Annotated in this window: 11 protein-coding genes and 4 tRNA genes; 9 read left to right on the top strand and 6 right to left on the bottom strand. The window is 71.3% G+C overall.

Going from position 1 to position 17,855, the window contains the following annotated elements:
* Positions 1-34 precede the first annotated feature (34 nt).
* From ACZ4FH_RS02545 to ACZ4FH_RS02530, 4 genes are all read right to left on the bottom strand, one after another.
* Positions 35-3,094 carry an FG-GAP-like repeat-containing protein gene (locus ACZ4FH_RS02545; RefSeq protein WP_467301700.1) on the bottom strand — a complete coding sequence of 1,020 codons (3,060 nt, stop codon included), beginning with the start codon at positions 3,092-3,094 and terminating at the stop codon, positions 35-37.
* A 318-nt stretch (positions 3,095-3,412) separates the two neighbouring features.
* A complete protein-coding gene (locus ACZ4FH_RS02540; RefSeq protein ID WP_467301741.1) occupies positions 3,413-5,581 on the bottom strand; it encodes a DEAD/DEAH box helicase in 2,169 nt (722 codons plus the stop codon).
* Positions 5,582-5,821: 240 nt separating this feature from the next.
* A complete protein-coding gene (locus ACZ4FH_RS02535; RefSeq protein WP_467301699.1) occupies positions 5,822-6,409 on the bottom strand; it encodes a hypothetical protein in 588 nt (195 codons plus the stop codon).
* A gap of 167 nt (positions 6,410-6,576) precedes the next feature.
* Positions 6,577-6,927 carry a metallopeptidase family protein gene (locus ACZ4FH_RS02530; protein WP_383632010.1) on the bottom strand — a complete coding sequence of 117 codons (351 nt, stop codon included), beginning with the start codon at positions 6,925-6,927 and terminating at the stop codon, positions 6,577-6,579.
* An 85-nt stretch (positions 6,928-7,012) separates the two neighbouring features.
* On the opposite strand from ACZ4FH_RS02530, the gene ACZ4FH_RS02525 reads away from it, so the two are divergent.
* The 7 genes from ACZ4FH_RS02525 (at position 7,013) to ACZ4FH_RS02495 (ending at position 13,798) form a co-directional block, all read left to right on the top strand.
* Positions 7,013-8,551 carry a metallophosphoesterase family protein gene (locus ACZ4FH_RS02525; protein ID WP_467301698.1) on the top strand — a complete coding sequence of 513 codons (1,539 nt, stop codon included), beginning with the start codon at positions 7,013-7,015 and terminating at the stop codon, positions 8,549-8,551.
* Between the two features lie 80 nt (positions 8,552-8,631).
* Positions 8,632-8,704 (top strand) — tRNA-Glu (locus ACZ4FH_RS02520).
* A gap of 39 nt (positions 8,705-8,743) precedes the next feature.
* A tRNA-Asp gene (locus ACZ4FH_RS02515) sits at positions 8,744-8,818 on the top strand.
* 22 nt (positions 8,819-8,840) lie between these two features.
* Positions 8,841-8,914: transfer RNA gene (locus ACZ4FH_RS02510), tRNA-Phe, on the top strand.
* Positions 8,915-9,081: 167 nt separating this feature from the next.
* On the top strand, positions 9,082-13,002 hold the full coding sequence (gene hrpA, locus ACZ4FH_RS02505; RefSeq protein ID WP_467301697.1) for an ATP-dependent RNA helicase HrpA: 3,921 nt from the start codon (positions 9,082-9,084) through the stop codon (positions 13,000-13,002).
* Between the two features lie 148 nt (positions 13,003-13,150).
* Positions 13,151-13,225 (top strand) — tRNA-Asp (locus ACZ4FH_RS02500).
* Positions 13,226-13,507: 282 nt separating this feature from the next.
* Positions 13,508-13,798 carry a DUF6274 family protein gene (locus ACZ4FH_RS02495; RefSeq protein WP_467301739.1) on the top strand — a complete coding sequence of 97 codons (291 nt, stop codon included), beginning with the start codon at positions 13,508-13,510 and terminating at the stop codon, positions 13,796-13,798.
* A 516-nt stretch (positions 13,799-14,314) separates the two neighbouring features.
* Here the strand turns inward: ACZ4FH_RS02495 and bldC are convergent.
* On the bottom strand, positions 14,315-14,521 hold the full coding sequence (gene bldC / locus ACZ4FH_RS02490) for a developmental transcriptional regulator BldC (protein WP_003949541.1): 207 nt from the start codon (positions 14,519-14,521) through the stop codon (positions 14,315-14,317).
* A gap of 511 nt (positions 14,522-15,032) precedes the next feature.
* Complete coding sequence (locus tag ACZ4FH_RS02485) at positions 15,033-15,878, bottom strand: DUF8083 family protein (protein WP_467301696.1); 846 nt, start codon at positions 15,876-15,878, stop codon at positions 15,033-15,035.
* Positions 15,879-16,052: 174 nt separating this feature from the next.
* Here ACZ4FH_RS02485 and ACZ4FH_RS02480 point away from each other — a divergent pair, with 174 nt between their 5' ends.
* Both ACZ4FH_RS02480 and ACZ4FH_RS02475 read left to right on the top strand, forming a co-directional pair.
* On the top strand, positions 16,053-17,144 hold the full coding sequence (locus ACZ4FH_RS02480; RefSeq protein ID WP_467301695.1) for a Leu/Phe/Val dehydrogenase: 1,092 nt from the start codon (positions 16,053-16,055) through the stop codon (positions 17,142-17,144).
* A gap of 312 nt (positions 17,145-17,456) precedes the next feature.
* Complete coding sequence (locus ACZ4FH_RS02475; protein WP_383631991.1) at positions 17,457-17,714, top strand: DUF3073 domain-containing protein; 258 nt, start codon at positions 17,457-17,459, stop codon at positions 17,712-17,714.
* The last annotated feature ends 141 nt before the right edge of the window (positions 17,715-17,855 follow it).

Raw genomic sequence — 17,855 nt, 5'->3', positions numbered from 1 at the left:
TGCGCTCCCCGGAGTCAGATCGTCCGGGCGTTCGTCAGGCCAGCGTGGAGTACATCTTCCAGCCGCCGCCGACCCGCGCCCGCGCCGCGAACAGGCCCTTGCCGTCGCCCCGGTAGGACCACAGCACCCCGTCCGTGTCCCGGGCCAGCAGATCCGCCTTCCCGTCCCCGCTGATGTCGCCCACACCCGCCAGCGCGTCGTACACCTGCCAGCCGCCGCCGACGCGCACCCGGGCCCCCAGCGTCCCCGTCCCGGTCGTCGGGTAGCGCCACAGCACCCCGGACGGGTCCCGCGCCAGCAGGTCGGACGTGCCGTCACCGTTCAGATCACCGGCGCCCGCCAGGAGGTAGCCCTTCCAGCCCTTGCCGATCTGCACCCGGGACGCGAAGACGCCGACGCCCTTGCTCTCGTACAGGAAGAGAAGGCCCGTGGACGTCTCCCGCGCGATCAGGTCCGCCCGGCCGTCACCGGTCAGATCGCCCGGCGACGTCAGCGCGTCGTAGACGTTCCAGCCGAGGCCGACCTTCGTGTACGGCGTCGAGGGAGTCAGCGCGGCGCCGCAGGCGGGCTTGTAGGTCCGCAGCTCACCGCTCTTCACCCGCACCAGTACGTCGTTGCACCGGCGGTCGCCGCTCACGTCCTCGAACGGGACGGCCGCGGTCACGGTGTTCGCGACGGTCCAGCCGGGACCCGACACCTTCGCGTCCACGGAGCCCGACCCCGTGCCGGTGCCGGCGCGGAAGTCGGCGACGCCCGCCGGGGTGATCGCGAGGAGGTCGCCGAAGCCGTCGTCGCCGACGAAGTCGCGGTGGACGGCGGCGCCGCCGGACAGCTTCACCGAGCCCGAGGCCGTGAGGTCGGCGCCCTGCCCGTCGGCGGGCTTCGCCGAAAGCGTCCAGGTGTACGCGCCGTTGGCGACGAACCGGCCGGACGCGTCCTTGCCGTCCCACACCGCCTTCAGCAGACCGCGCGCCTCGCCGCCCGTGAGCGTCCGGACCGTGGCACCGCTGATCTTGCTCTTCACCGTCATCTGCCAGGACGCGGCCGGCTTCGACAGCCACCAGCGGGCCGTCCAGGACGGGACACCGCCCCGCACCGACGCCGCCGCCGGCACGTCCGAGTCGATCCGGGTCATGGGCGAGGCGGGGATGCCGAGATCCGCCACGGTGATGTCCCCGTCGGCCTCCCGCTGATAGGCGATCCGCCCGGTCCCGGTGTCGATCGCGTACTGCTCTTCGCGCTCCCCGTCACCGGTCATCCGGTAGGTGTGCACCGGTACGGGGTCCGTGCCCCGGACGTCGGTGATCCGCACGTCGCCGCCGTTGCGCCAGGCGACGTATCCGTCGCCGAGGACGGACACCGGATCGGTGTGCGTCACGTTCCGCTTCGTGTCGAGATCGAAGACACCGCCTCGCGCAGGGCTTCCGGCGCACCACCAACTGAGCCAGTGCGTCAGGACCTTGACACCCTCCGCTTTGCATCCCGTGCCGAGGTCGACGGTCTGCGCGACCTCACCCGTCCTGACGTCACGGGCGACGACCGTTCCGGCCACCGTGCCTGCGCTCCACACCCGGTCCCCGTACAGGTCGGAGTCGCTGGCGTCCACGGGCAGGCTCGCCAGTTGTGTCCCGGTGTCGAGATCGACGGTGACGGCGCCGGTGTCCTCTCCGTCCGTCCGGCCGCCGAGGCCCAGTGCGTAACGGCCCGACACATCCGCGACCTGGAACCAGGCGAGACCAGGAATCCTCAGGGGCACCGCCGTGGCTCCCCCCGGCGCCACCACCGAGGGCATCTCGTCGGCGCCGCCGCTCGGCGCCGGCCTGATCACAGTGCGCCCGTCACCCGTCGCGGTCAGGGTCGGGCACCCCCCGGTGTCCGTGCACTCCGACAGGTCGAAGCCGCGGTCACCGGCCGGACCGGTGGAGCCGGCGGCCGGCGGGCCCGAGACGCTGACCGTCCGCGACCGGAAGGCGTTGCGCTGGCCGGGCATGACCTCCAGCGATTCGAGCGCCCCCTGACTGAAGCTGAGCGCCCTCGGCCGGGAGGTCGCAGGCGTGACGTCCTTCAGCTTGCCCACCGTCGGCCCGTCGGCTCCGGGCCGCATCACCTGCACGCCCAGCCGGTCCGGGGCGGACCCCCCCACCACGAGCAGCCCACCGTCCGGGGTCGGCATGGCGTCGGCCCGGCCGTACGCGAGGAGCGTCTCCTCGGCCCCGCCGTCCAGCGGCACACCCACGAGACCGTACGGGGTCGAACCGTCCTGGCCCGAGGCGCGCGCCACCACCAGGCGGTCCCCCACCACGCCGAGCAGCCTGTCGCCCTTCCCGTACGGAAGATCCACCACCCGGCTCACGGCGAGGGGGCCGGTCGGTGCGTCGCCGTCCTTCGCGTAGAACGTCGCCTTGCCGTCCTCGGTCCACTCAACGACCTGGTCCGGTGACGTGACCGTCGAAACCGATCCGGCGGTGACGTCGGGGCCCACCGGTTGGGCCCGGCCCGTGGAGAGCGAGATCCACAACGGCCGTTGGCGGCCGCCCTGTCCGTACTGGACGAGGATTCCGTCGGCTCCCCCGGTGACGGCCTTGAGCGGCCGCTCGGCGCCTTCGGGCCATCCGACGACCCCGGTCTCCCGGACGACCCCGTTCACGAGCCGCAGAAGATGCCACTCGGGGGCCGCCTCGGCGTCGGTGCGGCTGTAGCTCACCACGGTTGTGCCGTACGTACCCACGTACGTGTGCCCGGTAGGGAGGTCCACGTAGGTGTTCGCCCCAGCCACGGGGTTGTACAGCCGAATCTGCTCCGGTCGGGACCACCCCTGGTACAGGGGAGCGGCCACGACATCCGCTCCGGCCCCGTAGGTGCCGTCGGCGTCGGGCCCCTCGGAGTCGTTGTAGATGATGAGGTCCTCGCCGCCGTACGTACTCCAGAACTGGCCGCGTCCCTCTTCGTACCGCAGGAAACCCGTGGGCCCCGCGGACAGCGGGACGACCTTTCTCGGCTGCGCGGCGACATCGGCCGGGAAGACCACCTCTTCGCTCGTCGCCGCTCGCGCGGGTTCCGCGGACAGCGGTACGAATCCAGCGCTGATCCCCACTGCCGCAACCACGGCGACAGCACTGCGCACAGCCATATGACGTCTCAAACCGAGCCCCTCCCGGACATCTTCGAAAAACATGGGGAGGACGCGGCAGCGTGTGCCGCGGTCTGCGCGAAGAAAAGCCCCCCGGCCCGACCCCCCATGCAAGTGACGTGACCATAACAGCAGCCGCCCAGGCCCTGGTACCGAGATTCGCAGCGGGCCACGGGCCTGAAGTGCGCCGGAACGCGACGCCCGGACGGGAACGCCGAAGGGCCCTGCCCGATGCGGTGCATCGGGCAGGGCCCTTCGGTTCAGGCGGTGCGGCGCCGGGGATCAGCCGTTGCGCTTCCAGCGCGGCTTGTCGTCGCGGCGGCCGAAGGAACCGGTGTTGGTGCCGGTGCCCCGGTGGTCGTCGCGGCGGCCGGTCGGGCGGTCCGAGCGGTAGCCGCCCGAGGGGCGGTCGTCGCGGCGGTCGCGGTTGAACGGACGGTCGCTGCCGCCGGAGCGGTAGCCACCGGACGGGCGGTCGTCGCGGCGGTCGCGGAACGACGGACGGTCGTTGTCACGACGCTCGAAGGGGCGGCCGCCCCGGTCGTCCCGACGGTCGTCGCGGCGGTCGTCGCGGCGGAAGCCGCCACGGTCGCCGCCCGAGGGACGGTCGTCACGACGGTCACGGAACGACGGACGGTCGTTGTCACGGCGCTCGAAGGAACGACCACCCCGGTCGTCCCGACGGTCGTCACGGCGGTCGTCGCGGCGGAAGCCGCCACGGTCGCCGCCCGACGGACGGTCGTCACGACGGTCACGGAACGACGGACGGTCGTTGTCACGACGCTCGAAGGAACGACCACCCCGGTCGTCCCGACGGTCGTCACGGCGGTCGTCGCGGCGGAAGCCGCCACGGTCGCCCCGGTTGTCACGGCGCTCGTAGTTGCCGCGCTCGTCGCGGCCGGCCGGCTGCTCCGGGACCGAGGTGGCGGCCAGCAGGGCGGCCTCCGCCTCGGCGGTGACCTCGGCCACGGCGGCCTCGGGGTCCTCGCCCCGCTCACGGGCGGCGCGGGCGACCAGACGGTCGGCCTCCTCGCGCAGCTCCACGGCACGGCGCTGGACGCGCTCCAGCTGCTTGGTCAGGTCGGCGGCCTCGCGCTCGGCCTGCTTGGCGGCGTTGTTCGCGGAGTCGGCCTGGACCTCGGTGAGCGAACGGGCGCCGGTGATCTCGGCGACCTCCGGCTCGAAGACGCCCGCGCCCTGGACCATGTGGCGCGAGGCGTCGACGCCCGCGTCCTCCATCAGCCGGAAGATCTGGCGGCGCTGGTGCGGCAGCGCCAGCGAGACGACGACACCGGACTTGCCGGCGCGGGCGGTACGGCCCGAGCGGTGCAGGTAGTCCTTGTGGTCACCGGCCGGGTCCACGTTCAGCACCAGGTCGATGCCGTCGACGTGGATACCGCGGGCGGCGACGTCGGTGGCGACCAGGGCGTTGACGTAGCCCTTCTTGAAGTCCTCCAGGACGCGGGTGCGCGCACCCTGCGTCATGCCGCCGTGCAGCGCGTCGGCCTTCACACCGGACTCGATGAGCTGCTCGGCGATGCGGTCGGCGCCCAGCTGGGTGCGGACGAAGATGATGGTGCGGCCCTTGCGGGCGGCGATGGCGGCGGTGACCGGCGCCTTGTCCTTCGGCTTCACGACCAGGACGTGGTGCGACATCGTCGACACGTTGCCCTGGGCGGAGTCGACCTCGTGGGTGACCGGGTCGGTCAGGTAGCGCTTGACCAGGGTGCTGATCTCGTTCTCCATGGTGGCGGAGAAGAGCATGCGCTGGCCGCCGCCCGGGATCTGGTCGAGCAGTTCGGTGACCTCGGGCAGGAAGCCCAGGTCCGACATCTGGTCGGCCTCGTCGAGCACCGCGACCTGGACGTCCTCCAGGGAGCAGGCGCCGCGGTTGATGATGTCGCGCAGCCGGCCCGGGGTGGCGACGAGGATGTCGACACCGCGCTCCAGGGCGTAGATCTGGTTGCCCATCGACGTACCGCCGCAGACGACCTTCATCTTCAGGCCGAGCACGTCGCCGTACGGCTGGAGCGCGTCCGCGACCTGCATCGCGAGCTCACGGGTCGGGGTGAGGATGATGGCGCGGGGCTTCTTCTTCTCGGTGCGCCCGCCCGCCAGCGCGGACAGGGTCGGCAGACCGAAGGAGAGGGTCTTGCCGGAGCCGGTGCGGCCGCGGCCCAGGATGTCCTTGCCGGACAGGGCGTCCGGGATGGTCGCCGCCTGGATCGGGAACGGGGCGGTCACCCCGTTCTGCGCGAGCTTGCGGACGATGCCCTCGGGCAGGCCCAGGTCGGCGAAGGTGATGGTCGGCTCGGCGTCCGCCGCGTCGGCGGAACCGGCCTGCTCGGCCTCGGAGGCGTCGGCCTCGATGACGTCGGACTGCTCGGCGACGGCGGCCTCGGCGGCCTTCGCCACCTCGGCGAGCTCGTCGTTCTCGACGTTCTCGGGCATGACGGTGCGGTCAGAGCTGGAAATTGACATGCGAAATGCGAAACCTTCCGGAGTCTCGGCACGCGCCCGTAACTCCGTGATTCGCAATTTCGACCGCCTCAATGCGGTCCAGCCACGGCAAGGGAGAGTACGCGCCACACGGCGCTCTTCTGTGTCGGCGCCGGGCAATGGGATCAAACGATCTACCACCATACGCACTCTCACCCGCATTGCGCAAGCCGCCCCCGTCCGGACCCCCGCTCAGACCGGCCCCACCTGCGGCGATGCCCGCGGAGTCCGCAGCGCGTAGACCCCCTCGGAGGACTGCGCGGAGTCGGAGCGCAGCTGCGCGGCGGGCGAGGCCGAGGGTGCCGGCGGCTCGGAGTGCTCCGGCTCGGGCTCCGGCGGTACGGACGGCTCGGGGCTCTCCGAGGCCCCCGGGCCGGGGTCGGACGGAGCCGGCGGCTCCGAGTGCTCCGGGGCGCCCGGCCCCTTTCCGGGCCCCTTCCCCGGCTCCGGGGGCGTCGGCGCCGGATGCCCGCCGGACCCGCCCGGACCGCGCGAGTCCGGTGTCGCCCCGGGACTGTCCGAGGGGGCGGCCGAGGCACTGGGGTCGGCGGACCGGCCGGCCTCCTGCCCGGAGTGCGCCCCCGCGCCGCCCCCGGTGCGCGCCCGCCCCGTCCCGGCCACGGTGGCTCCGGCGGGCTCCTCGGCCGACCCCTTCGGCGCGGCGGAGCGCGAGGGCTCGGGGCTGCCGCCGCCGGAGCCGATGCTCATGCAGCCGGTGGACGCGGCGGCCGTCACCAGCGTGACGGCCGCCCAGCGGACGGGGACGGACAACTGGCGCACGGGGGCACCTCCGGGGCGCGAAGAAGGTCGGGGCCCCGCGAGAACGAGCCGGGGAGCGCTCTGCCCAACTCCCGCCGCCCCGCCGGGGACACGCCCCGGCCGCCGACTGCCGCGCCGACGGCGCCCGCGCCCCCGTCCGCGCCCCCGCGAGAACCGGGGCGCGCCCCTCACCCGTAACCCAGCGCGTGCAGCCTCTCGTCGTCGATGCCGAAGTGGTGGGCGATCTCGTGGACGACCGTGATCTCCGTCTCGGCCACCACGTCCTCGCGCGTCTCGCACATGCGCAGCGTCGGCCCCCGGTAGATGGTGATGCGGTCCGGCAGCACGCCCGCGTACCACTCCCCGCGCTCGGTCAGGGGCGTGCCCTCGTACAGACCGAGCAGCTCCGGATCGTCCGCCTCCGGCTCGTCCTCGACGAACACCGCGACGTTGTCCATCAGCCGGGTGAGCTCCGGCGGGATCCGGTCCAGCGCCTCGCCGACCAGTTCCTCGAACGCTTCCCGCGTCATCTCCAGCACCCCGTCATTGTCCCGTACCGCCCCCGGACGTGTCCCCGCGCGGCATACGCGCATATCCGCTTCCCTCCTGGGGCATACGCGCCCAATGGCCCGCGACCCGTTCCGTGCCGCAGCAGTCCGCGTACGGCACCTCATCCGCCCCCGCACCGGCCGGCGCCCCCGCACCGGCGGCCTGCCCGGCGCCGCGCCGCGCCCCTTCGTCCGCGCGCTGGGGCTGGTCGCCGTCGTCCTGCTGGGGGCCTGGCTCGGACTGCTCGCGGTCGGCAGCGTCCGCACCCCGGTCGGCCCGATGGACACGACCATGACGCTGCGCCCCTCCCTCAGCGGCGGCACCAAGATCAACGTGTCACCGCTGGGCGCCCTGGAACTGGACTCGCACCACGCCCCGGTCCGCCTCGACGTCGACGTCGACCGCCTCGACCCGATCCGCTCCGAGGCCCTGGTCCAGCACCCCGAACGGCTGGCCGGACTGGAGGACGAGGTCACCGGCGACGTCAGCGCCGGGGCGCGCGAACTGGCCGTGCGCTCCTGCGTCGCGGTCGTCTCCGGAGCCACCGCGCTCGGCCTCGCCGTGTACCGCAGGCCCCGCCGCGCCCTCGCGGCCGGCGGGCTGGCGCTGACCCTGCTGGCCGCCTCGGGGATCGGCGCGTACGCCACCTGGAACCCGAAGTCCGTCCTGGAGCCGAAGTTCTCCGGGCTGCTCTCCAGCGCCCCGTCCGTCGTCGGCGACGCCCGCTCGATCGTCAGCGACTTCGACGTCTACCAGCAGGAGCTGGCCCGGCTCGTCACCAACGTGACCAAGCTCTACGACGCCACCTCGACGCTCCCCGTCTACCGCCCGGACCCCGCCACCCTCCGGGTGCTGCACGTCTCCGACATCCACCTCAACCCGGCCGCCTGGCACATCATCGGCTCGCTCGTCGAGCAGTACGGCATCGACGTGATCATCGACTCCGGCGACACGATGGACCACGGGGCGGCCGTCGAGAACAGCTTCCTCGACCCGATCGCCGACCTCGGCGCGCCCTATGTCTGGGTCCGGGGCAACCACGACTCCGCCGTGACGCAGACGTATCTGGAGAACAGGAAGCGGTTCCCGAACGTGCGGGTGCTGGACGAGGGGCGCGCCGTGAACGTCGGCGGGGTACGCGTCGCGGGCATCGGGGACCCGCAGTTCACCCCCGACCGCACCGGCCCCGAACAGGCCGGCGACGTCCAGCGGACCGCCGGGCTCCGGCTGGCCGCCGGCCTCGGGGCCCAGCGCCGGGCCGGCACCCCGGCCGACATCGCCGTCGCCCACGAGCCCGAGGCGGCCCGGCAGACCGACGGGGCGGTCCCCCTGGTGCTGGCCGGCCATGTGCACCACCGGCAGAACGAGGTCATGAAGGGCGGCACCCGGCTGATGGTCGAGGGGTCCACGGGCGGCGGCGGACTGCGGGCCGTACAGAACAAGAAGCCCGAACAGGTTCTGGCGTCGGTGCTCTATCTGGACCGTTCGACCCGCACGCTCCAGGCCTGGGACGAGATCACCCTGGGCGGACTCGGCCTGACGACCGCCGAGGTCAGCCGCCATCTGCCCAAGGACGCACCGGCCCCGCCGACGCCCTCCGCACCCTCCCCGTAAACCGTTTTGGCGATACCCCCCGGCATCCCATATGCTTCTCACGTCCCCGACGCGCTGGAAAGCGCGCAGGTGGGCCCTTAGCCCTCATCGTCTAGTGGCCCAGGACGCCGCCCTTTCAAGGCGGTAGCACGGGTTCGAATCCCGTTGGGGGCACGCTTTACCGTGTGCGAGACTTGTTCTCGCACATTGCTTGGTCCTGTGGAGCAGTTTGGAGTGCTCGCCACCCTGTCAAGGTGGAGGCCGCGGGTTCAAATCCCGTCAGGACCGCTGCAGCTTGTACGAGCTGCGTGGCTGGGTAGCTCAGTTGGTACGAGCGATCGCCTGAAAAGCGATAGGTCGCCGGTTCGATCCCGGCCCCAGCCACCTTCCGAAGGCCCCGTCCACAGGACGGGGCCTTCGTCGTTGCCCGTGCGAGGCTCCCCGGGCCCCCGCACGCCGCGCGCGTACGCCGTCGTGCGCCCCGCGGGTGACCGGGGCCGCACGAAATACGCTCGCCGTTCCTCGGGCCCGGGTGAGATCCTGGGGTCCGTATGTCTACTTCCTTCGCCGATCTCCAGTCCCAGCTCGGACAGCTCTCGCTCCGCGACGCGCACCGGCTCGGCCGCCGTCTCGAAGGCGCCCGCCGCATCCGCAAGCCCGAGGCCCGGCAGGCCGTGCTGGACGAGATCGCCGCCCAGGCCGGCAAGGGCGCCGAACGGCTCGCGCTGCGCGCGGGGCGGGTGCCCGCCGTTTCGTATCCCCCGCAGCTCCCGGTCAGCCAGAAGAAGGACGAGATCCTGGAGGCGATACGCGACCACCAGGTCGTGATCGTCGCGGGCGAGACCGGCTCCGGCAAGACCACCCAGATCCCCAAGATCTGTATGGAGCTGGGCCGGGGCGTCCGGGGCATGATCGGGCACACCCAGCCGCGCCGGATCGCCGCGCGCACGGTGGCCGAGCGCGTCGCCGAGGAGCTGGACACCCCGCTGGGCGAGGCGGTCGGCTGGAAGGTGCGCTTCACCGACCAGGTCAACCAGGACGCGACCTTCGTCAAGCTGATGACGGACGGCATCCTGCTCGCCGAGATCCAGACGGACCGCGAGCTGCTCGCGTACGACACGATCATCATCGACGAGGCCCACGAGCGGTCGTTGAACATCGACTTCCTGCTCGGCTATCTGGCCAGGCTGCTGCCCCAGCGCCCCGATCTGAAGGTCGTCGTCACCTCCGCGACCATCGACCCGGAGCGCTTCTCGCGCCACTTCGGCGACGCCCCGATCATCGAGGTCAGCGGGCGGACGTACCCGGTCGAGGTGCGCTACCGGCCGCTCCTCGAAGAGGACGGCGAGGACGCCGACCGCGACCAGATCACCGCGATCTGCGACGCCGTCGACGAGCTGCAGTCCGAGGGCCCCGGCGACGTCCTGGTCTTCCTCTCCGGCGAGCGGGAGATCCGCGACACCGCCGACGCCCTCGGCAAACGCCATCTGCGGAACACCGAGGTGCTCCCCCTCTACGCGCGCCTCTCGCACGCCGAACAGCACCGGGTCTTCCAGCGCCACACCGGGCGCAGGATCGTTCTGGCGACCAACGTCGCGGAGACCTCGCTGACCGTTCCGGGCATCAAGTACGTGATCGACCCGGGCACCGCCCGTATCTCCCGCTACAGCCACCGCACCAAGGTCCAGCGGCTGCCGATCGAGCGGATCTCCCAGGCCAGCGCCAACCAGCGCAAGGGCCGCTGCGGCCGTACGTCGGACGGCGTCTGCATCCGGCTGTACTCCGAGGACGACTTCCTGACCCGTCCGGAGTTCACCGACGCGGAGATCCTGCGGACGAACCTGGCCTCCGTCATCCTCCAGATGACCGCGGCCGGTCTCGGCGACATCGAGAAGTTCCCCTTCATCGACCCGCCGGACCACCGCAACATCCGCGACGGTGTGCAGCTGCTCCAGGAGCTGGGCGCGCTGGACCCGGCGGAGAAGGACCCCAAGAAGAGGCTCACCCCGCTCGGCCGCAAGCTCTCCCAGCTTCCCGTCGACCCCCGGCTCGCCCGCATGGTCGTCGAAGCGGACCGGAACGGCTGCGTCCGTGAGGTCATGGTCATCGCCGCCGCGCTCTCCATCCAGGACCCGCGCGAGCGCCCGGCCGAGAAGCAGACCCAGGCCGACCAGCAGCACGCCCGGTTCAAGGACGAGACCTCGGACTTCCTGGCCTACCTGAACCTGTGGCGCTACCTCCGCGAGCAGCAGAAGGAGCGGGGCTCCTCCAGCTTCCGCCGGATGTGCAAGCAGGAGTACCTGAACTTCCTGCGCATCCGCGAATGGCAGGACATCTACGCGCAGTTGCGCACGGTGGCGAAGCAGATGGGCATCTCGCTCAATGAGGAGGACGCGCCCGAGCAGTCGGTGCACACCTCGCTGCTGGCCGGTCTGCTCTCGCACATCGGGCTGAAGGACACCGAGAAGAACGAGTATCTCGGCGCCCGCAGCGCCAAGTTCGCGATCTTCCCCGGCTCGGCGCTGTTCAAGAAGCAGCCCCGCTTCGTGATGTCGGCCGAGCTGGTGGAGACCTCCCGGCTCTGGGCCCGGGTCAACGCCCGGGTCGAGCCCGAGTGGATCGAGCCGCTGGCCCAGCACCTGCTGAAGCGCACCTACAGCGAACCGCACTGGGAGAAGGACCAGGCGGCGGTCATGGCGTTCGAACGGGTCACGCTCTACGGCGTACCGATCATCGCCCAGCGCAAGATCAATTTCGGCCGGATCGACCAGGAGGCCTCGCGGGACCTCTTCATCCGCAACGCCCTGGTCGAGGGCGACTGGCGCACGCACCACCAGTTCTTCCACGACAACCGCAAACTGCTCGGCGAGGTCGAGGAGCTGGAGCACCGCGCCCGGCGCCGCGACATCCTCGTGGACGACGAGACGCTCTTCGACTTCTACGACCAGCGCATCCCGGACCACGTCGTCTCCGGCGCGCACTTCGACTCCTGGTGGAAGCACAAGCGCCGCGAGGAGCCGGACGCGCTCGACTTCGAGCGCTCCATGCTCATCAACGAGAAGGCCGGCGCGGTCACCAAGGACGACTACCCGGACTCCTGGCGCCAGGGGAAGCTCAAGTTCCGTGTGACGTACCAGTTCGAGCCCGGAGCGGACGCCGACGGTGTGACCGTCCACATCCCGCTCCAGGTGCTCAACCAGGTCACCGCCGAGGGCTTCGACTGGCAGATCCCGGGCCTGCGCGAGGAGGTCGTCACCGAGCTGATCCGCTCGCTGCCCAAGCCGATCCGCCGGCACTACGTCCCCGCGCCGAACTACGCGGAGAAGTTCCTGGACCGGGCCGTGCCCCTCCAGGAACCGCTGCCCGCGACCCTGGCCCGGGAGCTCCAGCGGATGGTCGGCGTGCCGGTCACCGCGGACGACTTCGATCTGAGCCGCGTCCCCGACCACCTCAAGATCACCTTCCGGATCGTCGACGAACGGCGGCGCAAGGTCGCCGAGGACAAGGACCTGGAGGCGCTGCGCGTCCAGCTGCGCCCGAAGGCCCGGCAGGCGCTCTCCAAGGCCGCCGCGGCGACCGCGGGCCCGTCCGGGAGCTCCATCGAGCGTTCGGGCCTCACGGACTGGACGATCGGCACGCTGGACAAGATCTTCGAGACCCGGCGCGCGGGCCAGCCCGTGAAGGCCTATCCGGCCCTCGTCGACCAGGGCGCGACCGTGGCCGTCCGGCTCTTCGACAGCGAGGCCGAGCAGCAGCAGGCCATGTGGCGGGGCACCCGGAAGCTGATCATGCTGAACATCCCGGTGAATCCGGCCAAGTTCGCCTCGGACACCCTGACGAACCAGCAGAAGCTCGCCCTCTCCCGCAATCCGCACGGCTCCGTCCAGGCGCTCTTCGAGGACTGCGCGACCGCGGCCGCCGACCGGCTCATCGCGGCCCACGGCGGGCCCGTCTGGGACGAGGCGTCGTTCCGCACGCTGTTCGACAAGGTCCGCGCCGATCTGGTGGACCTGACCGTCCGCACGATCGGCCAGGTGCAGCAGATCCTCGCCGCCTGGCAGGCCTGCGAGCGCCGGCTGAAGTCGACCAACAGCCTGGTCCTGATCAACAACGTCACGGACGTACGGGACCATCTGGCCCGGCTGATGCCGCCCGGCTTCGTCACCGCGACCGGGCTGCGCAGGCTGCCCGACCTGATGCGCTATCTGGTCGCCGAGGACCGCCGGCTCCAGCAGATGCCGACGAACGTCCAGCGCGACACCACGCGCATGGAGAAGGTCCACGAGATGCAGGACGAGTACGCCTGGCTGCTGGAGCAGCTGCCGAAGGGCCGGCCCGTCCCTCAGGAGGTCCTGGACATCCGCTGGATGATCGAGGAGCTGCGGGTCAGCTATTTCGCCCATGCGCTGGGCACCGCGTTCCCGGTCTCCGACAAGCGGATCGTGAAGGCGATCGACGCGGCCGTGCCGTAACGGTCCTCCGGCGGGCGGGTCACGGCGGGCACGCGGCCGTGACCACGGGTGCGTGACGGCTCCACCACCAGGAGTGAGTTCGACCGCACCCGCCGGCCTCCTGTACAGTCTGTCTTCGCAGGCAGCCGCGAGGCCGCCGCGAAAACCTGGTCCTGTGGAGCAGTTTGGAGTGCTCGCCACCCTGTCAAGGTGGAGGCCGCGGGTTCAAATCCCGTCAGGACCGCAGTAACGAAAGCCCGGATCCCCTGGATCCGGGCTTTCGCGCGTCTTGACTGCGGTGGCGGGCGACGAGTACTCAGAAACCAGGGCTGCTCCCGGTTTCCCGGGCGGGGCGGCACGCATCCACCGGGAGGTGGCGCGGATGGCGGCATCCACGGGCGAGGAGTTCCTGCCGGGCGGACCGGGCCTCCCCGAGCCGGTCCCCGTTCCGGACCGCGGCCCCGTCGCGGTCCCCGAGCCGCTCCCGGCCCCGGCCCCGGCCTCCGGGCGGCAGCCCCGGCACGAGATCCGCGCCCTGCTGCGCGCCCATCTGGCGGCGGCGGCCGGTCTGCGCCATCTGACCCGGCACTGCGCGGTGTGCGCGCGGCTGCTGCGGCTGGCCATGGAGCCGGTGACGGGCGCGGGCGGGCCGGGGGCCGCCGTGGGCCCCGTCACAGCCGCAGGGGCGCCTCCACGGGCCGTGGAGCCCGTCACGGGCCTCCGTGGCGCGGGTGACCCGACGGGGGCTCAGGGGCGCGCGCCCGGCGGCCGGTCCGCGTCCTCCTGGCCTCGGGACGAAAGTCCCCCCGCCGCGTGACCAATGGCTTGGCTTTCCATGGGTACGAAGTGGCAGGCTCGTAGTTGGCAAGAGTCGCGCGATGTGACGGGTGTCACCCAATCAGTTTTGAGAAGGGTCGACTTTACGCCCTTCCTACAAGTGGCGAATTTAATATGTGCAATTGCACCACTCGGTGAGGGTCCGCCCATGAACCCCCGTCCCGCCCCGGTCCGGCCTCCTCGGGGTGGATGCGCGACGCTCCGCACGGCCCCGGCCGGCACCCCGGGAAGCGTCCCGGAAGGGCGCTCCGAGGCTCCCTGAAGGCCCTCGGAGCCAACCGGACGTCCGGTTTTCCGCCGGGCCGGCCCGGCTCCCCGCGCGCACAAAAAAAGATCGCGCTGGACCCGGCGGAGTCCAGCGCGATCTGACGACGAGGCCTGTGAGACACAGGTACGGCGCCCGTTGGGGCGGGCGCCCGTCATATGGAGCTATGGGTGGGTCAGTCGGGTTGGGGGACCCAAAAGCCCAGGGGTGAAGCGGCGCGACAGGGGTGGATCAGGCCTCACTGCGCTGCTGCGGAATACCCGCAAGCAGTGCGCGGACCTCTGCCTCGCGGTACCGGCGATGTCCACCGAGCGTGCGGATGGACGTGAGCTTGCCTGCCTTGGCCCAACGGGTCACCGTCTTCGGGTCCACGCGGAACATCGTGGCAACCTCAGCCGGGGTCAGCAGCGGCTCGGCATCAGGGGTGCGAGCGGTCATGAGCGGCCTCCTCGGGAGAACCGAACCATCTCGGTTCTTTCCTCTAAATTCTGCACCTTGACCCACGTTGCCCGAAATGGCGGACGCGGGCCGAGTCGGTTATAGGACGAACGGCTTGTCCTCGGCACTACAACTACACCATCCGTCTAGCCACGTCGGCCAAACCGATGGAATTGCCCTCCCAGGTGTTCATCAGCGACGGAAGCCGATGGACCATGCCATAGCGGACAGTCACACCACCGTGACGATCAGTCACAGAGCGATCAGGAGTCATCAGACCCCCCATAGCGTGCAATGCAGAGCAATCCGCCCTTACTTGGACGGATGGAGCCCTCCCCGGACTCCTTGTCCTATTTTGGCACGAGGGGTAGGGAAGGGCGCAAGGGCCCCGTAAGTGCTATCCATCACGGTTGAGGCAAAGGCCCGGTTCGGGACGTAGGTCCCACACCACTCCCGTACGCTCCCGCACCTTCACCCACACGTGTCACACGCGTCACGGGTTCAGCATGCGTCAGTTCGCGAACTGACGGTCCCTCACGGCCCTCCAGCGCTCCGCGAGACGCGCGTACGCCTCACCGGCCAGCTCCGCGTCCCCGGCGCCGAGCGCCGCGATGCCCTCGGCGACGTCCGCCGCGCTCCGGTCCGCCAGCAACTGCTCCGCCGGCAGCGCGTGCACCAGCCCGCCGTAGTCCAGCTCCACCAGGGCCCGGGGGTGGAACTCCTCCAGCCAGCGGCCCACGTCCACCAGCCCCTCGGTCAGCGGACCCTCGTCCATGGACTCCCGCAGCGTCCGCAGCCCCCGCGCCAGCCGCCGCCGGGCCTGGACCATCGGCGTCCGGTAGCGCAGGACGGCCGGCTCGCCGCCCCCGCCCGCCTCCCGGTAGTCCCGCTCCTCGTCCGCGAACAGCACGAACCAGCGCACCGGCACCTGCCACACCGCGGTCCTGATCCACGGCCGGGCGTCCGGATTGCGCGCCGACCACCGCTCGTGGTCGGCGACGGCCTGCCCGCGCACCACCGGGGGCAGCACCGCGTCGAGCACCGGCCCGGGGAACATCTCCGCCAGCGCGTCCAGCGCCAGCCAGCCGCGCAGCCGGGTCCGCCACGGGCAGACGCACACCACACCGTCCAGCTCGGCGACGAACGCGTCCCCGCTCTCGTGCGCTGGCACACCCACGGGCGGAGTCGCCGCCAAGTCCGCGAGCGACCGCCGCAGTTCGTCCTGGGCGGTGGGAATCCGCCCCCCGCTCGCGTAACGGGTCCAGTGCGCGCGCTCGGCCTCCGGGAAGGCGGCCAGCGGCTCGTAGACCCGGAGGTAGGACGCGTACGGAACCCGCACCGAAGACACCACCGACATGCAGCGATCGTGTCACGCCCGTACTCCCGTAGTGGGTGATCCACGGCACTCACGCCGATCCGCGCCCCCGGAGGACTTACTCTCTTGCCCATCGGACCGTCCGTACCGGCCGGTCCGGGGCTCTCCCCACCTTCAGGAGGGCCTTCCGCCGCTTCGTACTTGGGAGTCACCACAGTGACCGATGTAACCGGCGCGCCTGTAGATGCACTGCACACCCTGTTCCACTCGGACCAGGGCGGCCACGAACAGGTCGTTCTCTGCCAGGACCGCGCCAGCGGTCTCAAGGCGGTCATCGCCATCCACTCCACCGCTCTGGGCCCGGCCCTCGGCGGCACCCGCTTCTACCCGTACGCCTCCGAGCAGGAGGCCGTCGCGGACGCCCTGAACCTGGCGCGCGGCATGTCGTACAAGAACGCCATGGCCGGTCTCGGCCACGGCGGCGGCAAGGCGGTCATCATCGGTGACCCCGAGCAGATCAAGTCCGAGGAACTGCTGCTGGCCTACGGCCGCTTCGTCGCCTCGCTCGGCGGGCGCTACGTGACGGCCTGTGACGTCGGCACCTATGTCGCCGACATGGACGTCGTCGCCCGCGAGTGCCGCTGGACCACCGGCCGCTCCCCCGAGAACGGCGGCGCCGGCGACTCCTCGGTGCTCACCGCGTACGGCGTCTTCCAGGGCATGCGCGCCTCGGCCCAGCACCTGTGGGGCGACCCGACGCTGCGTGGCCGGAAAGTGGGGGTCGCCGGTGTCGGCAAGGTGGGGCACCACCTCGTCGAGCACCTGCTCTCCGACGGTGCCGAGGTCGTGATCACCGATGTGCGCGAGGAGTCCGTCCGCCGGATCACCGACCGGCACCCGGAGGTGGCCGTCGCCGCGGACACCGAGGCGCTGATCCGGACCGAGGGCCTGGACGTCTACGCCCCGTGCGCGCTCGGCGGCGCGCTGAACGACGCGACCGTCCCGGTGCTCACCGCCGCCGTGGTCTGCGGCGCGGCCAACAACCAGCTGGCGCACCCGGGCGTCGAGAAGGACCTGGCGGACCGCGCGATCCTGTACGCGCCCGACTACGTGGTGAACGCCGGCGGTGTCATCCAGGTCGCCGACGAGCTGAACGGGTTCGACTTCGACCGCTGCAAGGCGAAGGCGTCGAAGATCTTCGACACCACGCTCGCCATCTTTGCGCGCGCGAAGGAAGACGGAATCCCGCCGGCCGCCGCCGCCGACCGGATCGCCGAGCAGCGAATGGCCGAAGCCCGCCGCGGCTGATCGCGCCGGCGCCGGAGGAAGGCGTCGCACTCCGCATACGGACAGCGGCCCGCCGGCCGGCGAGAGAAGACTCACGCCGGTCGGCGGGTCGCATGCCCGGAAGAGGTTAAAATCGCAGTTGACCAGCGAGGACACAGCTCTTCGCGGGTCCTCTTCCGGGGCACGTGATGCGGGCGGCGTACCGTATGGCCGCGGAAGCAGGTACCGTTAAAGCACTACAGGCGCGGTCTCTCTGCCGAGAGTCCGTCCTGAAACATGAACGCGTGTCAAGACTCTGGGGCCGTCGAGCCCCGTCACCGAGGGGGTCGAGCCATGGGGCGCGGCCGGGCAAAGGCCAAGCAGACAAAGGTCGCCCGCCAGCTGAAGTACAGCAGCGGCGGGACTGACCTGTCGCGTCTGGCCAATGAGCTGGGCGCATCGACTTCGAGTCAGCCACCGAACGCGGAGCCGTTCGAGGACGACGACGAGGAAGATGACCCGTACGCACAGTACGCGGATCTGTACAACGACGACGATGACGAGGACGAGGACGACCAGTCCGGTCCGTCGTCCAAGCGTCGCGGCGCTTGACCTCGCGCTGACACAACGACCCGGTCCGGGCCTGTCCCGGACCGGGTTTTGTGCTGTCCCGAACCGGGCGGCCGGACGGCGGCCGTCGCGCTCGCACCCGGCTCGCTGATCATGCCGCCCCGGCGTACGGACGGACCGGTC

The sequence above is a fragment of the Streptomyces sp. NPDC024555 genome (assembly GCF_055559335.1).
The sequence above is the reverse complement of the archived record's forward strand: the minus strand, read 5'-3'. Positions and strand labels throughout refer to the sequence as shown.

Bases quoted from the DNA above. Each gene is read 5' to 3' on its own strand.
- ACZ4FH_RS02540 (WP_467301741.1), bottom strand. From the start codon at position 5,581: ATGCCCGAGAACGTCGAGAACGACGAGCTCGCCGAGGTGGCGAAGGCC.
- bldC (WP_003949541.1), bottom strand. From the start codon at position 14,521: ATGACCGCTCGCACCCCTGATGCCGAGCCGCTGCTGACCCCGGCTGAG.
- hrpA (WP_467301697.1), top strand. From the start codon at position 9,082: ATGTCTACTTCCTTCGCCGATCTCCAGTCCCAGCTCGGACAGCTCTCG.
- ACZ4FH_RS02475 (WP_383631991.1), top strand. From the start codon at position 17,457: ATGGGGCGCGGCCGGGCAAAGGCCAAGCAGACAAAGGTCGCCCGCCAG.
- ACZ4FH_RS02485 (WP_467301696.1), bottom strand. From the start codon at position 15,878: ATGTCGGTGGTGTCTTCGGTGCGGGTTCCGTACGCGTCCTACCTCCGG.
- ACZ4FH_RS02525 (WP_467301698.1), top strand. From the start codon at position 7,013: ATGGCCCGCGACCCGTTCCGTGCCGCAGCAGTCCGCGTACGGCACCTC.